Source organism: Dokdonella sp. (assembly GCF_035511235.1).
Lineage (GTDB): Bacteria > Pseudomonadota > Gammaproteobacteria > Xanthomonadales > Rhodanobacteraceae > Dokdonella.
Window position 1 is genome coordinate 86108 of the sequence record NZ_DATKFQ010000002.1, and the last position, 17558, is coordinate 103665.

General features: G+C 71.3%; 12 protein-coding genes. 2 read left to right on the plus strand and 10 right to left on the minus strand.

Translation table 11 applies throughout. From position 1 onward, the window contains the following. Window positions 1-39: 39 nt before the first annotated feature. The 3 genes from VMR06_RS00980 to ahpC all read right to left on the minus strand — a co-directional run bounded on the left by VMR06_RS00980 (window position 40) and on the right by ahpC (window position 4313). Window positions 40-909 carry an energy transducer TonB gene (locus tag VMR06_RS00980; RefSeq protein ID WP_325372059.1) on the minus strand — a complete coding sequence of 290 codons (870 nt, stop codon included), beginning with the start codon at window positions 907-909 and terminating at the stop codon, window positions 40-42. A gap of 1066 nt (window positions 910-1975) precedes the next feature. Continuing rightward, window positions 1976-3553 (minus strand): alkyl hydroperoxide reductase subunit F, encoded by a 1578-nt coding sequence (gene ahpF / locus VMR06_RS00985; protein WP_325372061.1) that lies wholly within the window; start codon window positions 3551-3553, stop codon window positions 1976-1978. Window positions 3554-3749: 196 nt separating this feature from the next. Continuing rightward, window positions 3750-4313, minus strand: coding sequence for an alkyl hydroperoxide reductase subunit C (gene ahpC, locus VMR06_RS00990; RefSeq protein WP_325372063.1), 564 nt, complete (start codon window positions 4311-4313; stop codon window positions 3750-3752). Between the two features lie 139 nt (window positions 4314-4452). On the opposite strand from ahpC, the gene epmA reads away from it, so the two are divergent. After that, window positions 4453-5415, plus strand: coding sequence for an EF-P lysine aminoacylase EpmA (epmA, locus tag VMR06_RS00995; protein WP_325372065.1), 963 nt, complete (start codon window positions 4453-4455; stop codon window positions 5413-5415). A gap of 5 nt (window positions 5416-5420) precedes the next feature. Here epmA and VMR06_RS01000 read toward each other — a convergent pair whose 3' ends face one another. Further along, complete coding sequence (locus VMR06_RS01000; protein ID WP_325372067.1) at window positions 5421-6596, minus strand: MFS transporter; 1176 nt, start codon at window positions 6594-6596, stop codon at window positions 5421-5423. 340 nt (window positions 6597-6936) lie between these two features. On the opposite strand from VMR06_RS01000, the gene VMR06_RS01005 reads away from it, so the two are divergent. Further along, window positions 6937-9351 (plus strand): ADOP family duplicated permease, encoded by a 2415-nt coding sequence (locus VMR06_RS01005; protein WP_325372069.1) that lies wholly within the window; start codon window positions 6937-6939, stop codon window positions 9349-9351. A 4-nt stretch (window positions 9352-9355) separates the two neighbouring features. On the opposite strand, the gene VMR06_RS01010 is transcribed toward VMR06_RS01005, so the two are convergent. The 6 genes from VMR06_RS01010 to VMR06_RS01035 form a co-directional block, all read right to left on the minus strand. Beyond that, the gene (locus VMR06_RS01010) at window positions 9356-10018 is read right to left on the minus strand and encodes a DUF2238 domain-containing protein (protein WP_325372071.1); all 663 of its coding nucleotides are present in this window, start codon (window positions 10016-10018) and stop codon (window positions 9356-9358) included. Between the two features lie 337 nt (window positions 10019-10355). After that, on the minus strand, window positions 10356-11600 hold the full coding sequence (locus VMR06_RS01015; protein WP_325372073.1) for a hypothetical protein: 1245 nt from the start codon (window positions 11598-11600) through the stop codon (window positions 10356-10358). Next, window positions 11590-12939 carry a sensor histidine kinase gene (locus VMR06_RS01020; protein WP_325372075.1) on the minus strand — a complete coding sequence of 450 codons (1350 nt, stop codon included), beginning with the start codon at window positions 12937-12939 and terminating at the stop codon, window positions 11590-11592. Before VMR06_RS01020 ends, VMR06_RS01015 begins: the two co-directional genes overlap by 11 nt. Before the next feature lie 73 nt (window positions 12940-13012). Further along, window positions 13013-14410 (minus strand): sigma-54 dependent transcriptional regulator, encoded by a 1398-nt coding sequence (locus tag VMR06_RS01025; RefSeq protein WP_325372077.1) that lies wholly within the window; start codon window positions 14408-14410, stop codon window positions 13013-13015. Between the two features lie 69 nt (window positions 14411-14479). Next, a complete protein-coding gene (locus tag VMR06_RS01030) occupies window positions 14480-16873 on the minus strand; it encodes an ABC transporter permease (RefSeq protein WP_325372079.1) in 2394 nt (797 codons plus the stop codon). Beyond that, window positions 16870-17556 carry an ABC transporter ATP-binding protein gene (locus tag VMR06_RS01035; RefSeq protein ID WP_325372081.1) on the minus strand — a complete coding sequence of 229 codons (687 nt, stop codon included), beginning with the start codon at window positions 17554-17556 and terminating at the stop codon, window positions 16870-16872. Before VMR06_RS01035 ends, VMR06_RS01030 begins: the two co-directional genes overlap by 4 nt. Between the last annotated feature and the right edge of the window lie 2 nt (window positions 17557-17558).

The following is a 17558-nucleotide window of genomic DNA, read 5'->3' on the forward strand; positions in this document are numbered from 1 at the left end:
AGAAGAAACGCCTGCCATGTGTTCCTGACGAGCGCGAGTTCATCCCGACTGCAGCGGTGTCAGCAGCTGCATGCCCTTACCGATTTCATAGATGCCGCCGGCGACCAATGCGTCGGGACTATCGTTCTCAACGGGCGCTCGCCCGGACCACGGGATCGGCTGACGCGGGCCCGGCACATAGGCCTGCCATTCACCGTATGACGGCGCTTTGACGTCGAAGTCGTATCTGATCGGGACACGTACCGACCAGAAGTCGGCGGACGCAGATGCGCCCTCGGTCGGTGGCTGGAACGTCCAGTTCTTCACCGCGGCGAGCGCCGATCGCGCGAACATGTCGCGCATCTTCCTCATCTCGCTTTCACTCGCGACATAGCGCAGATTGACCTGCTCGACGATCACATCCTCCACCATTCCCTGCCGCCCCACCTTCACGGCGAGATAGACCGTTCCGCGAGCCCCCTTCTCCGAAGCCCCCATCGGATAGGTCGGATTCGGCTTCCTCGACAGCAGCCGGATCGAATCGGCACGGTGCTGCCGTTCCTCGGCCGTCATCGCATCCTCCCCGAAGTAGCCACTGCGGATCGAGACGCCGTACTTGCCGTCGTCCCGCCTGTTGGCCACCAGCAACAGACTCATACGGGCTTTCGCTCGGCGTGCTATGCCGTCCACCCGTACCGGCTCGAACTTCCACGCCGATCCGGCGCTTTCGATCAGACCGGCCACCTCGGTCGGCAAGGCCGCGCGATCGTCGATTTCCAGTTGGCCGACGCTGCCGTCCGGCTCGATCAGGACCGAGCCGGTGACCAGCATACTGGCCTCGATCTGCTTACGAACGGTAGTGGGGCTTGCCGCAAGTGCTGATGCGCTCCACATCAGCATCAGGATCGTGCTCCAGTGACGCAGCTTCATCCACAACTCTCCTTTCGTTCCGAATGGGACATCGGACATCAGTGTCCGAGCCCGAGGTTGCCGATCGTATCCTCCGATCGACAGACAGGTCCACGACGTGTGATGTAGCCGCGGTGACGAAGAACACGGGCGTTTCGATTCGCTTGAAGCGAAGCGCCTCCGCCTACGTACACGCCGACACCGACCCACACTCATCGATATCGCTTGTTGCCGCCACTGGTGAAGCAGTAGCGGCCTCCGCGCGGTCCGTAGCAGTTGGCCGAACCGGAACACGGACAAGCTGAATCATAGGAGGGCCGAATGGCGCGCAAGGGTGAGATCGTCTGGCGCGCAGGCGGGGTCGATGCGACTGCACGCGCACGGAGCCAACAGTTGGCGGTCGCACAAGTATGCCTTTCCGCTATCCACGCAGTGCCGGACACGCCTATCGAAATCTTGATCCAGCCTTCCTTTCGCTCCAGGGCCGCGATGCGGGCTCCTCGAGAAAGACGGCCGACGATGGCTCCGTCCGGGGATTTCCGGTAGTTCAACGAGTCGGCATCGACATACAGGATCGGATTCGGTGCGGGCTGCTGCGGAGTCAGATTCGCAGTGGGAGGCGGTTGCGGAGCGATTCGCGCCGAAACCGGAGGCGTGCGCTCGACCTTCGCCGGTTCGCTCGAGCATTTGCCGAGCATCCAGAAAACGGCCAGAAGAACCGCCACGCCAGGCAGCGAAATGCCGCCAACTGCTTTGGACGTCCGTGCCATCGACCTGCCCCCCGAGGCGCCCTTTACGGCTGCCCGCAAAGGTAATCCTCGACCGAGAGCACGGTCAAATATCGCAATCGATGAATATGACGAGGAGGAGATTGCCCCTCGGCATGCACTGTCCAAATCAGTGCAGGCGCATGCCTACGGGTTGCATCACGTCGCCCGACCGGGCTCGAATCACGCGTCAAACACGCTCATTGATCGAGCGCAGCTTGCAGGCCCGCCGACGGCGGGCCTGCGTCTTCCGGCACGAAGTCCGGAACGTCCGGATATCCGACGCATCCGAGTGACGCGATGCAACGCCCAACACCCGATCACGCCGCCTTGGCCTGATCGGTCGCCGGCGCGCTGCTGCGGATCAGGTAGTCGAACGCGCTCAGTGCGGCCTTGGATCCCTCGCCCATCGCGATCACGATCTGCTTGTACGGCACGGTCGTGCAGTCGCCGGCCGCGTAGACGCCGGGGACCGAGGTCTGGCCGCGGTCGTCGACGATGATCTCGCCGCGCGGCGACAGCTCGACCACGCCCTTGAGCCATTCGGTGTTCGGCAGCAGACCGATCTGCACGAAGATGCCGTCCAGCGGCACCGTATGCGCATTGCCGCTGGGGCGGTCCTTGTAGACCAAGCCGGTCACCTTCTGGCCGTCGCCGAGCACTTCGGTGGTCTGCGCCGAGACGATCACCGTCACGTTGGGCAGGCTGCGCAGCTTGCGCTGCAGCACCTCGTCGGCGCGCAGCTGGCTGTCGAACTCGATCAGCGTCACGTGCGCGACGATGCCGGCGAGATCGATCGCGGCCTCGACGCCGGAGTTGCCGCCGCCGATCACCGCGACGCGCTTGCCCTTGAACAGCGGACCGTCGCAATGCGGGCAATAGGCCACGCCCTTGTTGCGGTATTCGTTCTCGCCGGGCACGTTCATCTGGCGCCAGCGCGCGCCGGTCGACAGGATCACCGTGCGCGACTTCAGCGAGGCGCCGCTGGCCAGCTTGACCTCGATCAGCTCGCCGGGAATCAGCTGCTCGGCGCGCTGCAGGTTCATGACGTCCACCTCGTACTGGCGCACGTGCTGCTCGAGCTGCGCGGCCAGCTTCGGCCCCTCGGTCTCCTGGACCGAAATGAAGTTCTCGATGCCCATCGTGTCGAGCACCTGGCCGCCGAAGCGCTCGGCCGCGACGCCGGTGACGATGCCCTTGCGTGCGGCGTAGATCGCCGCGGCCGCGCCGGCCGGACCGCCGCCGACGACCAGCACGTCGAAGGCCGGCTTGGCGTCGATCTTGCGCGCCTCGCGCTCGACCGCACCGGTGTCCAGGCGCGCGAGGATTTCCTCCACGCCCATGCGTCCCTGCGCGAAGGTCTCGCCGTTGAGGAACACGGTCGGCACCGACATCACCTGGCGGCGGTCGACTTCGTCCTGGAACAGCGCGCCGTCGATCGCGACGTGCTGGATCCTCGGATTCAGCACGGCCATCAGGTTCAGCGCCTGCACCACGTCCGGGCAGTTCTGGCAGCTCAGCGAGAAATAGGTCTCGAAGCGGTAGTCGCCGTCGAGGTGGCGGACCTGCTCGATGACGTCCTGCGCGAGCTTGGACGGATGACCGCCCACCTGCAGCAGGGCCAGCACCAGCGAGGTGAATTCGTGGCCCATCGGGATGCCGGCGAAGCGCAGCGCGATTTTGCCGCCGGGCCGGTTGATCGAGAACGAGGGCGTGCGCTCGTCGCCGCCGCGGTGCTCGATCAGCGTGATCTTGTCCGACAGCGAGACGATGTCCTGCAGCAGTCCCTGCATCTCGCGGGACTTGTCGCTGTCGTCGAGGGAGGCCGTGATCTCGATCGGCTGCGTGACCCGCTCGAGGTAGGCCTTCAACTGGGTTTTGAGATCGGCGTCCAACATGGCGGTACTCCGGTTGCATGCGCGCTCGCGGCGCGATCGGTGACGGTCGATCCGCGGCGGCCGGGCCGCAGGCGGGATCGCCTCACGTCGTGGGGAATCGATGGCCGCCGCTCCGGCGTGGCGGAGCGGCGGCGGGTACTGCGAAGAACACCCCGTGGCTGGCGTCGGCTGGCTGTCGGGGGAGAACGAAAGCCGCTTAGATCTTGCCGACCAGGTCGAGCGAGGGCTTCAGCGTCTGCGCGCCTTCCTGCCACTTGGCCGGGCAGACCTCACCCGGGTGCGAGGCGACGTACTGCGCGGCCTTGACCTTGCGCAGCAGCTCGGAGGCGTCGCGGCCGATGCCGTTGTCGTGGATCTCCAGCACCTTGATGACGCCCTCGGGGTTGATCACGAAGGTGCCGCGCAGGGCCAGGCCTTCTTCCTCGATCAGCACCTCGAAGTTGCGCGACAGCGTGGCGGTCGGGTCGCCGACCAGCGGATACTGGACCTTCTTGATCGCCTCGGAGGTGTCGTGCCAGGCCTTGTGCGCGAAATGGGTGTCGGTCGATACGCCGTAGACCTCGACGCCCAGCTTCTGGAACTCGGCGTAATGGTCGGCCAAATCCTCCAGCTCGGTCGGGCAGACGAACGTGAAGTCGGCCGGGTAGAACACCACGACGGACCACTTGCCCTTCAGGGTGGCATCGCTGACTTCGACGAACTTGCCGTTGTGGTAGGCCTGGGCCTTGAACGGCTTGATGACGGTATTGATCAGGGACATGGTGGATTCCTTCGGTTGGGGTGAAAACGCCGTGCATGTTAGTGCAGTGCAGCGGCATAGGAAAATTGATTGATGGGATTGCGATGATTGATGCTGCCTATGACAAGGCCGCGACGCGGCCCGGCCCGGAGCTGGCGCGATGAGCGGTCCGACCCTGCGCGAGGCCCTGGTCCTGCGCGCCGCGCTGTACCGGCTGATCCGCGACTTCTTCGCCGAGCGCGGCGTGCTCGAGGTCGAGACGCCGATGCTCTCGGAGGCCGGCAATACCGAGCCCAACATCGAGAGCTTTGCGGCCGCTTTCAATGGCCCGGCGGCCGCACGGCCGGGCCCGCGCTGGCTGCGCACCTCGCCGGAACATCCGCTCAAGCGCCTGCTCGCCGCGGGCGTCGGCGACTGCTACGAGCTCGGCCGCGTGTTCCGCAACGGCGAGGCCGGCCGCCGCCACAACCCAGAGTTCACGATGCTCGAGTGGTACCGCGTCGGCTGGGACCACCTCGGCCTGGCCGACGAGACGGTGGCCCTGGTACGGGCTGCTTTGGCGATGGTCGGCCGCACCGCGACGCTGCGCTCGCTGACCTACCGCGAGCTGTTCGTGCAGGCGCTGGCCCTGGACCCGTTCGAGGCGCCGGTCGAGGACCTCGGCGTGCCGCTGGCCGGTTTCGGCATCCGCGGCGAGGGCCTGACGCGCGAGGACTGGCTGGACCTGCTGATCACACACCGGATCGAGCCGGCCTTCCCGGCCGACCAGATCACCGTCGTCCACGACTGGCCGGCCAGCCAGTGCGCACTGGCGCGGATCCGCCCCGGCACGCCGCCGGTGGCCGAGCGCTTCGAGCTGTATCTGGGCAGCTACGAGCTCGCCAACGGCTATCACGAGCTGACCGATGCGGCCGAGCAGCGCGCCCGCTTCGAGCACGACCTGGCGCGACGCCGCCAGCGCGGCCAGGCCGAGCCGCCGATCGACGAGCGCCTGCTGGCCGCGCTGGCCGACGGCCTGCCGGCCTGCGCCGGCGTCGCCCTCGGCGTCGAGCGCCTGCTGATGCAGCTGGCCGGCACCGACGACATCCGCCGCGTGCTGGCGTTCGCGTTCGCCGAGGCGTGAGCGCGCTACACGCCGACGCGCCCCGGCCGCAGCCATATCGCGGCGATCGCCACGGCGACCAGCGCGACGCCGCCGGCCAGCGCGAACGCGGTCTCGCCGCCGGCCAGGCGCCAGACCTGGCCGGCCGCGAGCGCGCCGAGCACGCCGCCGACGCCTGAGGAGAAGCCGTAGAACACGCCCTGGCCGTGGCCGTTCATCGCGCCCGGGAAGAACGCGGCGAGGAAATGCATCGCGGCCGCGAAGAAGCCGGCGAAGCTCAGCGCATGCAGCGCCTGTGCGCAGGCCATCAGCACCGCGCTCTCCGGCCACAGCGCGGTCGCGGTCCAGCGCAGCGCCGAGGCGATCAGCGACGCCATCATGAGGCTGGCCGCCGACCAGCGCGCGAAGATCCGCGCCGACAGAAAGAACACCGCGATCTCGAGCAGCACGCCGATCATCCAGAACAGGCCCAGCGCCGACGGCCGATAGCCGTGCGCGTCCAGATAGATCGAATAGAACGTGTTGTACGGCCCGAACGAGAGCTGCACCAGCAATGCGACGACGAAGAACGCGATCACCTGCGGCCGGCGCAGCCGGCGCCAGAAGCCGTCCTCGTCGCTGCCGCCCACCCGCTCGACGTGCGCGCGACCGTAGTCGTTGACGCAGGCGGCGGCGAGCAGGCCGGCGAACAGCGGCAGCATCAGCCACGGCAGCCAGTCGACCGCGACATGGTCGAACACGACGCCGAGCAGGCCGACCACCACGATGAAGCCGATCGAACCCCAGACGCGGATGCGCCCGTAGCGCTCGGCGCGTCCCTCCAGATGCGACAGCGTCAGCGCCTCGAACTGCGGCATCACCGCGTTGTAGGCGAAGCAGAACACGACCATCGTCGCGAACAGCGCCGCGAAGCCGAGCGGCAGCACAAAGGCGGCGAAGCTCGCCAGCGTCAGCGCGCAGCCCAGGCGCAGCCACTGCACCGGACGGCGTGCGCGCGCCGCGAGCAGGCTCCAGGCGGTCGGCGCGACCATGCGCGTGGCGTACCACAGGCTCATCAGCACGCTGATCGCGGCCACGTCCATGCCGCGCGCCTTCAGGAACAGGCCCCAGTACGGATTGAACGCGCCGAGCGCGGCGTAGTAGGCGAAGTAGAAGCTCGACAGGCGGAGCGCCGGAATCGGCGCGGCGGGAACGGACGGCATGCGCGCAGTGTAGGCGCTGCGCAGCAGCGGTGGACTGGTGCGCGGCGTCATGCCGCCGCTGACGGGCCACGGGCGCGGCGCCGGCCTCGGCTCCGCCTGCGCGCTGCCCGTCGACGCCCGCGGTCCGCCCGCGGTCCGCCCGCGACACCGGGCGCCGTTCGGCCCGCGCCGCGTGCGCCGTCCACCGGCGGACGGCATCTGTCCGCGAGCGGACGCTCGCGCTCGGCGGCGCGACGCAAGCCGTTGATCGGCCGCGCGGACCACCTGGCACGGCACTTGGAACGGATCTACCGACGCCGCGTGTCCGCGCCCGCGGCAACCCGTATCCTCCGGAGCCGTCATGAGTGTTTCGATCCTGCTGACCGAACTGCGCCGCAGCGCCCGTGCTGCCGCGCGTCGCCCCGGCTTCGTCGGCCTGGCCACGCTGACGCTGGCGCTCGGCGTCGGCGCCTGCGCGGCGGTGTTCGCGCTGATCGACGCGATCGTGCTGAAGGCCGCGCCGTATCCGCAACCCGAGCGGCTCGCGGTGCTCAGTCAGAGCTACGGGGCCGGCAACTGGTCGGTGCTGTCGCCGCAGCAGTACCGCCTGCTCGCGGACCTGCCCGGCGTCGAGCAGCTCGGCAGCGCGTTCGCGCCGAAGGACGTCAACGTCGCCGGCGAAGGCGAGCCGGCGCTGGTCACCGCCTGGCCGGCCGACGCCGGTCTGCTGCCGACGCTCGGCGTCGGCCTGGTCCAGGGCCGCAACTTCAGCGCCGAGGAAGACCGCCCCGGCGGCGCGCCGGCGGCGATCCTCGGCCATGCGTTCTGGCAGCGCCATTTCAACGGCGACCCGGCAGTGATCGGCCGCACGCTGGTCGTCGACGGCGTCGCGACGCCGGTGGTCGGCGTACTGCCGGCCTCGTTCCGGCTCGATGCCGCGCCGGATCTGCTGCTGCCGCTGGCACTGCCGCCGACCACGCGCGACAACGGCACCAACCTGCGCGTGATCGCGCGGCTGTCGCCGGGCACGACGGTCGCCGCGGCGGCCGGCGCGCTCGATGCGCGGCTGGCCGCGCACGGCGCCGAGCTCGGTTTCGGCGAGGCGCGCCGCACGCGTTTCACGGCGACCTCGCTGGCCGCGAACTTCGGTGCCGCGGCCTGGCCGGTGCTGTCGCTGTTCTTCGCGTGCGCGCTGTGCGTGCTGGTGCTGGTCGCGGTCAATCTGTCGAATCTGATGCTGCTGCGTGCGGTCGCGCGCAGCCACGACGGCGCGGTGCGCGCCGCGCTCGGCGCCAGCGGACGCCAGGCCAGCCTGCCGGCGCTCGCCGAGGGCCTGCTGATCGGCCTGGCCGGCAGCGGCCTCGGTCTCGCGCTGGCCGCCGCGGCACTCGCGCTCGGCCGCGCCTGGCTGCCGCCGGACTGGCTGCCGGCCGACGCGGCGCTGTTCGGCGCGCGCGTGTGGCTGCTCGCGATCGCCGCGGGCGTCGGGGTGGCCGCATCGTCGGCCGCGTTCGGCGCCTGGCGCGCACGCGCCGACACCGCGGTGCGCGAGCTGGTCGCCGGCGCGCGCAGCGGGCTCAGCCGCGGATCGGGCCGGCTCGGCCGCTCGCTGGTCGTCGCCCAGGCCGCGCTGGCGACCGTGCTGCTGGCCTCGGCTGCCCTGCTCGCCCACTCGCTGCTGCGCCTCAACCGCGTCGACCTCGGCTTCGACGCCGGCGGCGTGCTGGTGTTCCGGCTCAATCCGTCGCCGGGCCTTTATCCGGACGCCGCCGCGATCGAGGACTTCTCGCGCCGTCTGATCGACCGCCTGCGCGCCGAGCCCGGCGTGCGCGAGGCGGCGCTGACGACGAATCTGCCGATCGCCTCGCAGCTCAACCTGCCGGTCAGCGTCGGCACCGATACCGAAGTCTCGGCGATGCAGTTCCGCGCGGTCAGCCCGGGCTCGTTCGCGACGTTCGGCATGCCGCTGCTGGCCGGACGCGATTTCGCCGACGCCGATCGCGCCGGCGCCGAACCGGTCGCGGTCGTCAATGCCGCGTTCGCGCGGCAGTACTTCGGCAACGACGCACTCGGCAAGACGCTGCGCATCGCGCTCGGCCCCGATGCGCCGCAGCTGCGCGTGGTCGGCGTGGTCGGCGACGTGCGCCAGTTCGGACCGCAGGAGGAGGCGCCGCCGATCGTCCACGTCGCGCTGGCGCAGCTGCCGGACCCGGTGCTCGCGCTGCTGCGCCAGTTCATTCCGCTCAACGCCGCGATCCGTGTCGACGGCGATGCGGCCCTGTTCGCCGAGCGCGCGCGCACGGCGCTGCGCGAAGTCGCGCCGCAACAGGGCCTGGCCGCGCTGCGCCTGCTCGAGCGCGACGTCGCCGACGCGACCGCCGGCCAGCGCATGAATGCCGTGCTGATCGGCCTGTTCGCCAGCCTCGCGCTGCTGCTGGCCAGCGTCGGCCTGTACTCGGTGACCGCGGTCGCGGTCGCGACGCGCCGCCGCGAATACGGCGTGCGCGCCGCGCTCGGCGCCGCGCCGATCCGGCTGATGCGCGGCGTTGTCGACGGCGCATTGCGCGACGTCACGATCGGCCTGGGCATCGGCCTGCTCGCCGCGCTCGGTGCGAGTCGCCTGCTCGAAGGATTTCTGTTCGAGATCGGACCGGCCGACCCGGCCTCGCTCGCGATCACGGTCGCCGCGTTGCTGCTGGCCGGCCTGCTCGCGACCGCGCTGCCGGCATTGCGCGCCGCGCGCGAGTCGCCGATGCAGGCGCTGCGCGGGGAGTGAGATTTCAGTGTGCGCCGCCGCTCCGGCGGCGCCCGCGCCACAGCCACACCGGCAGCGCGATCAGCGTGCCGAGCACGGCCAGGGCCATGTCCTTCTGCGCGTCCCAGACGTCGCCCTGCGTGCCGAGATAGGCCTCGCCGAGCTCGCCGCCGAACGCGCTGGCGGCGCCCCATTCGATCAGTTCGTAGATCAGGGCGTGCGAGAACATGAAAGTCGCCGGCAGCACGATGCGCCACGCGCCGCGCAGCGGCACGCGCTCGACCAGCACCTCGGCCGCGACCGGCGTGATCAGCAGGCCGTACAGGAAATGCACGAGCCGGTCGTACTGGTTGCGCTCGAAGCCGAGCAGCGCATCGAGCGAGCGCCCGCCGCTGAGTGCGCCGAACCAGGCCTCGTACGGCACTTCGGAATAGGTGTAGTGCGCGCCGAGCTCGTGGAACAAGCCGAACGCGAACAGCAGCGTGTACGCCGCGCGCGACAGCGGCCGGCCGTGGCGCGCATCCCGAATCAGCCAGGCCAGCGCGGCGACGACCAGGGCGTTCTCGAGCAGCCAGTCCGCGCGCGAGACCGGCGCGATGCCGAGCATCACGAACACCGCCGCGAATATCGCGAGCAGGATCAGGCGATGGCGCGCACCGGTCGCATGCGCGGGATCGTGGTCGGCCATCGTCTCTCCCCTGCTTTTCCGCGTCGCGCTGACGCGTGCGGGTCGATGATGCCTCAGGCGCGGCGTGATCGCCGAGCTCGAACCGCGATTCGAGTCGGCGCACGGCGGCGCGCGACCTGACGGCGCGGTATCGCTCGGTTCGCAAACCGCTTCCTGTCGATGCTGGCGGCCGATGCCCTCGCAGCGCCGGCCGGCGAAGCTCGACGAGGCCTGCGGCGATCGGGCGCCCGCGAGCGGCGGTCCTGTCCGATCCAGGCTCGAGCGGTACCGGCGACAGCGGGACATCCATGCAGCCGCTTCGCCGGTGTCCTGCGCAGTCGCGCGGCCCGGGCCGGCCTCAGCGCTCGCCCAGCGTGAACGGATTGAAGCGGTACGCGCCGAGTACGAGCCACGCGGTCGCACCCAGATGCGGCCGGCGGTAGTAGCGGAAGTCGTCGGTCGTGCTGTCCGGACCGATCGCCAGGCCGGTCGTGATCGACGGGCGGTCGGTCGCGTCGAGATAGCCAGAGGCGCTGCGGACCGGCGGCAGCTCGGCGTAGGCGGCACGCGCCTCGCTGCTGCGGCCGGCGCGCCGGTAGATCAGGATCGCCTGCGCGGTGCCCTCGCTCCAGATGCCGTCGCGATCGGCGTTGAAGTCGAAGCCGCCGCGCACGCCGTGCTGGCGCTCGGCCCAGGCCAGCGCGCGCCACCACTCGGCCGGCGCATCGGGCAGCAGCAGCGGCCACAGCTGGGCGTCGAGGCCGGACGTGCTCTCGTTCGGCGTGACGCCGTCGCTCTGCGTGCCGACGCGGAAGCGGCCCTGCGCGGCGTCCCATTGCGCGGCGACGAAGCTGCGCGCCTGCGCGGCATGGATGCGCCAGCGTTCGGCGTCGGCACCGCGCGCGAGCAGGCCGAACACGGCGGCGAGATCGGCATTGTGCTCGGTCGATTTCCAGCGCAGCCGCTGCGGCGCGGCGTCGAAGCCGTGCACGCCGCCGTCGAAGCCGCCATCGCCGCGCGTGTCGGCGCTGTGCGCGAGCGTCCACTCGGCCAGCCGCACGGCGGCCGCACGCCAGGCCGGGTCGTCGTCGCGCGCCGCGATCGCGAGCATCGCCAGCGCGGTCCAGGCGACGTTGCCGGTCGCGGTGCCCATCTGATACGCGTCTTCGACCCAGCGCCCCTCGGCGGCGTCCCACCAGCCGTTCGGCAGCGGCAGACCGGTCTCGCTGAGCGGTCCGGCGCGGTATGCATTGCGCAGACGCGCCTCGCCGAGTGCGGCCGCGCGCAGCGCCAGTGCGACGCGGCGCGCCTGCGCGGGTCGGTCGCAGGCGGTCAGCGCGATCACCGCCAATGCGTTGTCGTAGCTGAAGGCCGCGGTCGCGAGCGCGGCCTCGTCGGCGGACGGATCGCCGGCGGCCGGCGCATCGTAGCTGCGCAGCAGCAGCGGTCCGTCGCCGGCCACGGCATCGACCTGGGCGGCGATCGCGCGGCAGGCGGCGCGACCGCCGGCCTGCAACGCGGCCGAGCGCGGCGCGGCCGCGACGCCGGCAGCGAGCAGGCAGCCAGCCAGGATCAATCCGACGCGTCGCGATTCACGCCGCATGGCCGGCACGCTCCAGCGGCAGGCGCAGCCGCGCGACGCAGCCGCGCGCATCGCTGCGGTTCTCGAGGCTCAGCGTGCCACCGTGCGCCTCGACGATCTGCCGCGCCAGCACCAGGCCGATGCCCGAGCCGCCCGGCTTGGTCGTGAAGAACGGCACGAACAGATTGCGGCTCGGCGGCAGGCCAGGGCCTTCGTCACGGATCTCGACGACCGCATGATCGCCCTCGACGCGCCAGCGCAGCGCGACCGCGCGGCCGATGCCGAGCGTCGCGTCGACGGCGTTCTGGACCAGGTTGATCAAGGCCTGTTCGATCTGGTCCGGGTCGATCGTCAGCCGCAGCGCGGGCCCCGGGTCGACGTCGACCGCGATGCGCTGCTCGAGCCGCGCCACGCGCTGCAGCAGCTCGTCGAACGCGACCGGCCGCGGACTCGGCGGCGGCAGCCGCGCCAATGCGGTGTAGCGGCCGATGAAGCGCGACAGCGACTCGGCGCGGTCGCTGACGATCGCCAGGCCGCTGGCGGCGTCCTCGCGCCAGTCCTCGGGCAGCGGGTCGTGCGCGAGGATCTTGGCCAGGGTCGCGGTCATCGAGCGGATCGGCGTCAGCGAATTGTTGAGCTCGTGGCCGAGCACGCGCAGCAGGCGCTGCCAGGCCAGGCGCTCCTCCTCGCGCAGCGCGCGGCTCAGATCGCTGATGACGATCAGATCGTGCGGGCGGCCGTCGTCGCGGAAGCGCGCATGACGCACCTCCCAGCGGCCGCTGGCGCCCGGAAAGCTGCGCTCGACCAGGCTCACGGTCGGCATGTCGAAGTACTCGGCCAGACCCAGCGAGCTGGCCGGACGGCCATCGAGCCGGCTGAACTCGGCGCCGAGCAGGCGCTCGCCGGCGGCATTGGCGAGCTTGAGGAAGCCCTCGCCGTCGAACGCGAACACGGCGACGTCCAGCGTCTCGATGACCTTGTCGAGCAAGGCGCTCTTCTCCTCGACCGCCAGCCGCTGGCTGCGCAGCGTGTCGGCCAGCGCATTGATCTCCCAGACCACCTCGCCGACCGCATCGCCGCGGCGCGCGCGCGCGCCGCGCAGGCTGTAGTCACCCTCGCGCAGCGCCTCGAGCAGGTTCGACAGCGTCTGCAGCGGATAGATCGCGCGGCGCCGCACCTCGACCGCCAGCACCAGCGTCAGCAGCGCGACGCCGCCCCAGGCCAGTGCGGCGATCCACGGCGACAGCAGATAGCCGAGCGCGACCGCCAGCGCGATCGACGCCGGCAGCGTCGCCAGCAGCGTCGCGGCCAGCGTGCGCGTCTCGTAGCGCCAGCGCGACGGGGCCGGTGCGGGTTTCACGCGGCGCGTCCACGGGCGGCGGCGGCGCTCGGAGGAGCGCCGCAGCGGTGCCGCCTGCGGAACGGCGCCGGTTTCACTGGATGCCGTACTTTTCCATGCGCCGGTACAGCGCGGGGCGACTCAGGCCGAGCATCGCGGCGGCGCGCTGGATGTTGCCGCCGGTGGACTGCAGCGCGTCGCGCACCATCTGTTCCTCGGCCTGTTCGATCGTGCCGCCGCCGCTCGCCGCCGCGAGCGGCGCAGCGGCCGCGGCCAGGGTCGCGCCGGAGTGCTGTCCGGCGGCGAGGCCGAGCGCATCGGCGTCGATCGCGTTGCCGGCGCTCATCAGCACCGCGCGCTCGATCGCGTGCGAGAGCTCGCGCACGTTGCCGGGCCAGGCATAGGCCGACAGCGCCGAGGACGCCGACGGCGCGAAGCGCAGGCCGTCGCGGTGATAGCGGCGCGAGAAGCGCTCGAGGAACGACTCGGCCAGCAGCGGCACGTCCTCGCTGCGCTCGCGCAGCGGCGGCAGGCGCAGCTCCACCGTGTTGAGTCGGAACAGCAGGTCCTTGCGGAACACGCCGCGCGCGACGTCGTCGGCCAGATCGGCATTGGTCGCCGAGATCAGCCGCACGTCGACCTTCAGCGTGCGCGAGGAGCCGACCCGCTCCAGCTCGCCGTCCTCGAGCACGCGCAGCAGCTTGGGCTGCTGCGCCGGCGGGATGTTGGCGATCTCGTCGAGGAACAGGGTGCCGCCGTCGGCCAGCTCGAAGCGGCCGATGCGGTCGCTCTTGGCGTCGGTGAACGCACCGCGCACGTGGCCGAACATCTCGGCCTCGAACACCGACTCGGGGATACCGCCCATGTTGACCTTGACCAGTGGCCTGGCGGCGCGCCGCGAGCGTGCATGCAGGCGCCGCGCGATCACGCCCTTGCCGGTGCCGTTCTCGCCGAGGATCAGCACGTTGGCGTCGGTCGGCGCGACGCGGTCGAGCTGGTCGAGCAGATGGCGCATCGGCAGCGACTCGGCGATGAAGCCGCCGTCCTCGTCGCCGCGCAGGATCTCGTTCTCGCGCTTGAGTCGCGCGGTCTCGCCGCGCGACTGCGCCAGCGCGAGCTGGTTGCGCAGCACGGTCAGCAGGCGCTGGTTGTCCCAGGGCTTCTCGATGAAGTCGTTGGCGCCGGCGCGCATCGCCTGCACGACCAGGTCGATGCTGCCCCAGGCGGTCATCGCGACGATCGGGATCGCCGCGTCGAGCTTGCGGATCGCGCCGATCAGCTCCAGGCCTTCCTGGCCCGAGGTGGTGTCGCGCGTGTAGTTGAGGTCCATCAGCACCAGCGCCGGCGTCTCCTTGCCGAGCAGGTCGAGCACCTCGGCCGGGCTGCCGGCGCGCACGGTCGGGATGCCCTCGCCCTTGAGCAGCAGGCGCAGCGACTCGAGCACATCGGCTTGGTCGTCGGCGATCAGGATCGGCAGTCGTTCACGGGACACGGCAGGACTCCAGAATCGGTGGTGCGCGGCGCGCGGACGGGCGCGCGATGCGCGAGGATCGCCCGCCGCTCATTCGCTGCGCAAGGCCAGCATCGGATCGGACGCGGCGGCACGGCGGGCGGGCGCCAGCGTCGCCAGCGCGACCGCGGCCAGCACGCCGGCGACCACGGCGGCGACGACCGGCCAGCGCCACGGCGTCACGCCGTACAGGCTGGCGTCGACCAGACCGGCCACCGCCCAGGCCACGGCGAGCCCGGCCAGCGCACCGGCCGCGCCGATCGCGGCGCCTTCGCCGACGACGCCGCGCGCCAGACGCGCCGGCGCCGCGCCGATCGCGCTGCGCACCGCGTACTCGCGGCGGCGCACCGCCAGCAGGAACGACAGCACGACCACGGTACCCATCAGCGCCAGCACCACGGCCAGCGCCGCGAACACGCGGAACGCGGCTTCGGCGAGATTGAGACCGGCCAGCGACGCCTGCGCGCGATCGGCCAGACGCACCGTGTCGAACAGCGGCACGCGCGGATCGACGCCGGCCGCGGCACGCGCCAGCACGTCGGCACCCGGTACGCCGCCGCTGCCGCGCGCGAGCACGACCAGCCCCGCCGGCAGCGCGGCGTCCTGCGCATGCGGAATCAGCACCAGCCGCTCGGGCTCGGCCAGCGCACCGCCGTAGCGGACGTCGTCGAGCACGCCGACGACACGCCGCGGCGCGGCCTCGCCGTCGCTGCCGAGGCTCAGCATGCGGCCGAGCACGTCCTCGCTGCCCCAGACCTGCAGCGCCAGCGCGCGGCTGATCACCGCGACCGGCGGCGCGCCGGCCGAATCACGCGCGTCGTCGAGATAGCGGCCGTGCAGCAGGCCGAGGCCGAGCACCTCGGACACTGGTCCGAGGCTGCTGCTGAGCGCCACGCTGATATCGAACGGACCGCCCGGGCGGTCGGCACGCAAGGCGGTCTGGCGGCGGTAGCGCTGGAACGGCGCGGCATCGACGAACGCGACCTCGGCGACCGCGGGCTCGCTGCGCAGGGCTGCGCGCAGGCGCTCGGCGAACGCGCGGCGCGCGGCCGGATCGGGATAGGCGGCCTGCGGCAGCGTCAGCCGCGTCGAGGCGACGTCGTCGACGCGCAGGCCGAGCGCGCGCGCACGGATGTCGGCGGTGCCGGCGCCGACGCAGACGGCGAGCGCGCCGACCACGGTGGCGGCAGCGACCTGCAGTGCGGCCAGGCCGCGGATCGCGCGCAGCACGCTGCCGCTGGCGCCGATGCGCGCGCTGCCGCGCACGGCGCCCTGCGCGTCGACGCGGCGCAGGCGCGGCCACTGCGACAGCGTCATCAGCGCCGCGCAGCCGAGCACGATCGGCGGCATCCAACGCAGCGAGGCGCCGGCGTAGACGAAGCGACCTTCGAGTTCACGCGGAATCCAGTCGGCCGAGATCAGGCCGACGATGCGGTCGAACACGCTGCCGCCGAGCAGCCAGCCGAGGCCGACGCCGAGCGCGGCCAGCAGCAGATTGGTCGCGAACGCCTCGACGTGCAGGCGGCGCGAGGTCGCGCCGAGCGCGAGGCGCACCGCCAGCTGCGGCTCGGCCGCGACCTGGCGGACGTTGATCAGCGTCGCGACGTTGGCGAGCACGACCAGCAGCATCAGCAGCGAGGCGACGAACAGCAGGCCGACCGCCGGCCGCATCGGGCCCATGACCGCGTCGATCACGCGCTCGCCGCCGATCGTCCAGCCCGGCAGATAGCGCGAGGCCGGCGCCGCGGCGACCAGGCGCTGGGCGAGCGTCGCCAGCGCGCCGCGCAGGTCGGCCAGATCGGTGCCGGGCTTGAAGCGCACGTTGAGCACGTAGGGCCGCGCCGCGTCGAGGTCGGTATCGAGATTGCGCGCATGCGCCGACCACAGGTCGCCGCCCATGAAATGGAAGCGGTCCGGCATCACGCCGACCACCGTGTAGAGCGTGTCCTCGACGCGCAGCGCGCGGCCGAGCACGTCGGCGGCGCCGCCGAACTGCGACTGCCACAGCGCGTGCGAGATCACCACCGCGGTCGAGCCGGCCGCGTCTTCGGCGGACAGGAAGCGGCCGAGCGCCGGCGCGACGCCGGTGACCTCGCGCGCCGAGGGCTCGGTCTGCACCATCAGCATCCGCGTCGGGTAGCCGTCCGGTCCTTCCAGCGCGACCGGCCGGCCGCGGCTGGCGACCATCCGGTCGAACAGGCCGCTGTCGCGCAGCGTGCGGTACTCCTCGGCGCTGAAGCCGTACAGGCTGCGCGTGTCGGCCGACGCGCGATGGGTCAGCACGCCGAGCCGCATCGTGTCGTAGCTCCACGGCGAGACGAAGAAGTTGTGCGCGACCGCGATCGCCGCCAGCAGCACCGCCACCGTCGCGGCCAGCGTCGCAACGGTGACCGCGTTGGCCGCGCGGTGCTTCCAGACACTGCGCAGCAGACGCGCCGGACTCATGCAGCCCTGCCCTCGGCCGCGGCGCCGTCGATCCAGCCGTCGCGCAGGCGCACGATGCGCTGGGCCTCCTTGGCATAGTCCTCGTTGTGGGTCACCTGGATGATCGTGTGGCCCTGGCGGTGCAGCTCGTGCAGCAGGTCCATGATCATGCGCGCCTGGCTCGAGTGCAGCGCGCCGGTCGGCTCGTCGGCGAGCAGCAGCTTGGGCTTGGTGATGACCGCGCGCGCGACCGCGACCAGCTGCTGCTGGCCGCCGGAGAGCTGGTTCGGATAGAGGTCCTTCTTGCCGACGATCTGGAAGCGGTCGAGCAGGTCGGCCACCTGCGCGGCGCGTTCCTTGGCCGGGATGTCGCGGTACTGCAGCGGCAGGTCCAGGTTCTCCCAGACCTTGAGGTCGTCGATCAGATGGTAGTGCTGGAAGATGAAGCCGATCTTCTCGCGCTGCAGTGCCTGGCGCTGCTTGGGGTTGAGCTTCTCGACGGCGACGCCGTCGAGCGTGTAGCCGCCCTGCCAGTCGTGGTCCATCAGGCCGAGCACGTTCAGCAGCGAACTCTTGCCGGCGCCGGACGGGCCCATCACGCTGACGAACTCGCCGGGCGCGACGTCCAGACGGATGTTGCGCAGCACCCAGCTGCGGCCACCGGCGAGCGGGAAGGATTTTTCGACGTTGTCGAGATGGATCATGG

Excerpts from the sequence above, each read along its gene's own strand:
- VMR06_RS00980 (WP_325372059.1), bottom strand. The coding sequence starts at position 909 with ATGAAGCTGCGTCACTGGAGCACGATCCTGATGCTGATGTGGAGCGCA.
- ahpF (WP_325372061.1), bottom strand. The coding sequence starts at position 3,553 with ATGTTGGACGCCGATCTCAAAACCCAGTTGAAGGCCTACCTCGAGCGG.
- ahpC (WP_325372063.1), bottom strand. The coding sequence starts at position 4,313 with ATGTCCCTGATCAATACCGTCATCAAGCCGTTCAAGGCCCAGGCCTAC.
- epmA (WP_325372065.1), top strand. The coding sequence starts at position 4,453 with ATGAGCGGTCCGACCCTGCGCGAGGCCCTGGTCCTGCGCGCCGCGCTG.
- VMR06_RS01000 (WP_325372067.1), bottom strand. The coding sequence starts at position 6,596 with ATGCCGTCCGTTCCCGCCGCGCCGATTCCGGCGCTCCGCCTGTCGAGC.
- VMR06_RS01005 (WP_325372069.1), top strand. The coding sequence starts at position 6,937 with ATGAGTGTTTCGATCCTGCTGACCGAACTGCGCCGCAGCGCCCGTGCT.
- VMR06_RS01010 (WP_325372071.1), bottom strand. The coding sequence starts at position 10,018 with ATGGCCGACCACGATCCCGCGCATGCGACCGGTGCGCGCCATCGCCTG.
- VMR06_RS01015 (WP_325372073.1), bottom strand. The coding sequence starts at position 11,600 with ATGCGGCGTGAATCGCGACGCGTCGGATTGATCCTGGCTGGCTGCCTG.
- VMR06_RS01030 (WP_325372079.1), bottom strand. The coding sequence starts at position 16,873 with ATGAGTCCGGCGCGTCTGCTGCGCAGTGTCTGGAAGCACCGCGCGGCC.
- VMR06_RS01035 (WP_325372081.1), bottom strand. The coding sequence starts at position 17,556 with ATGATCCATCTCGACAACGTCGAAAAATCCTTCCCGCTCGCCGGTGGC.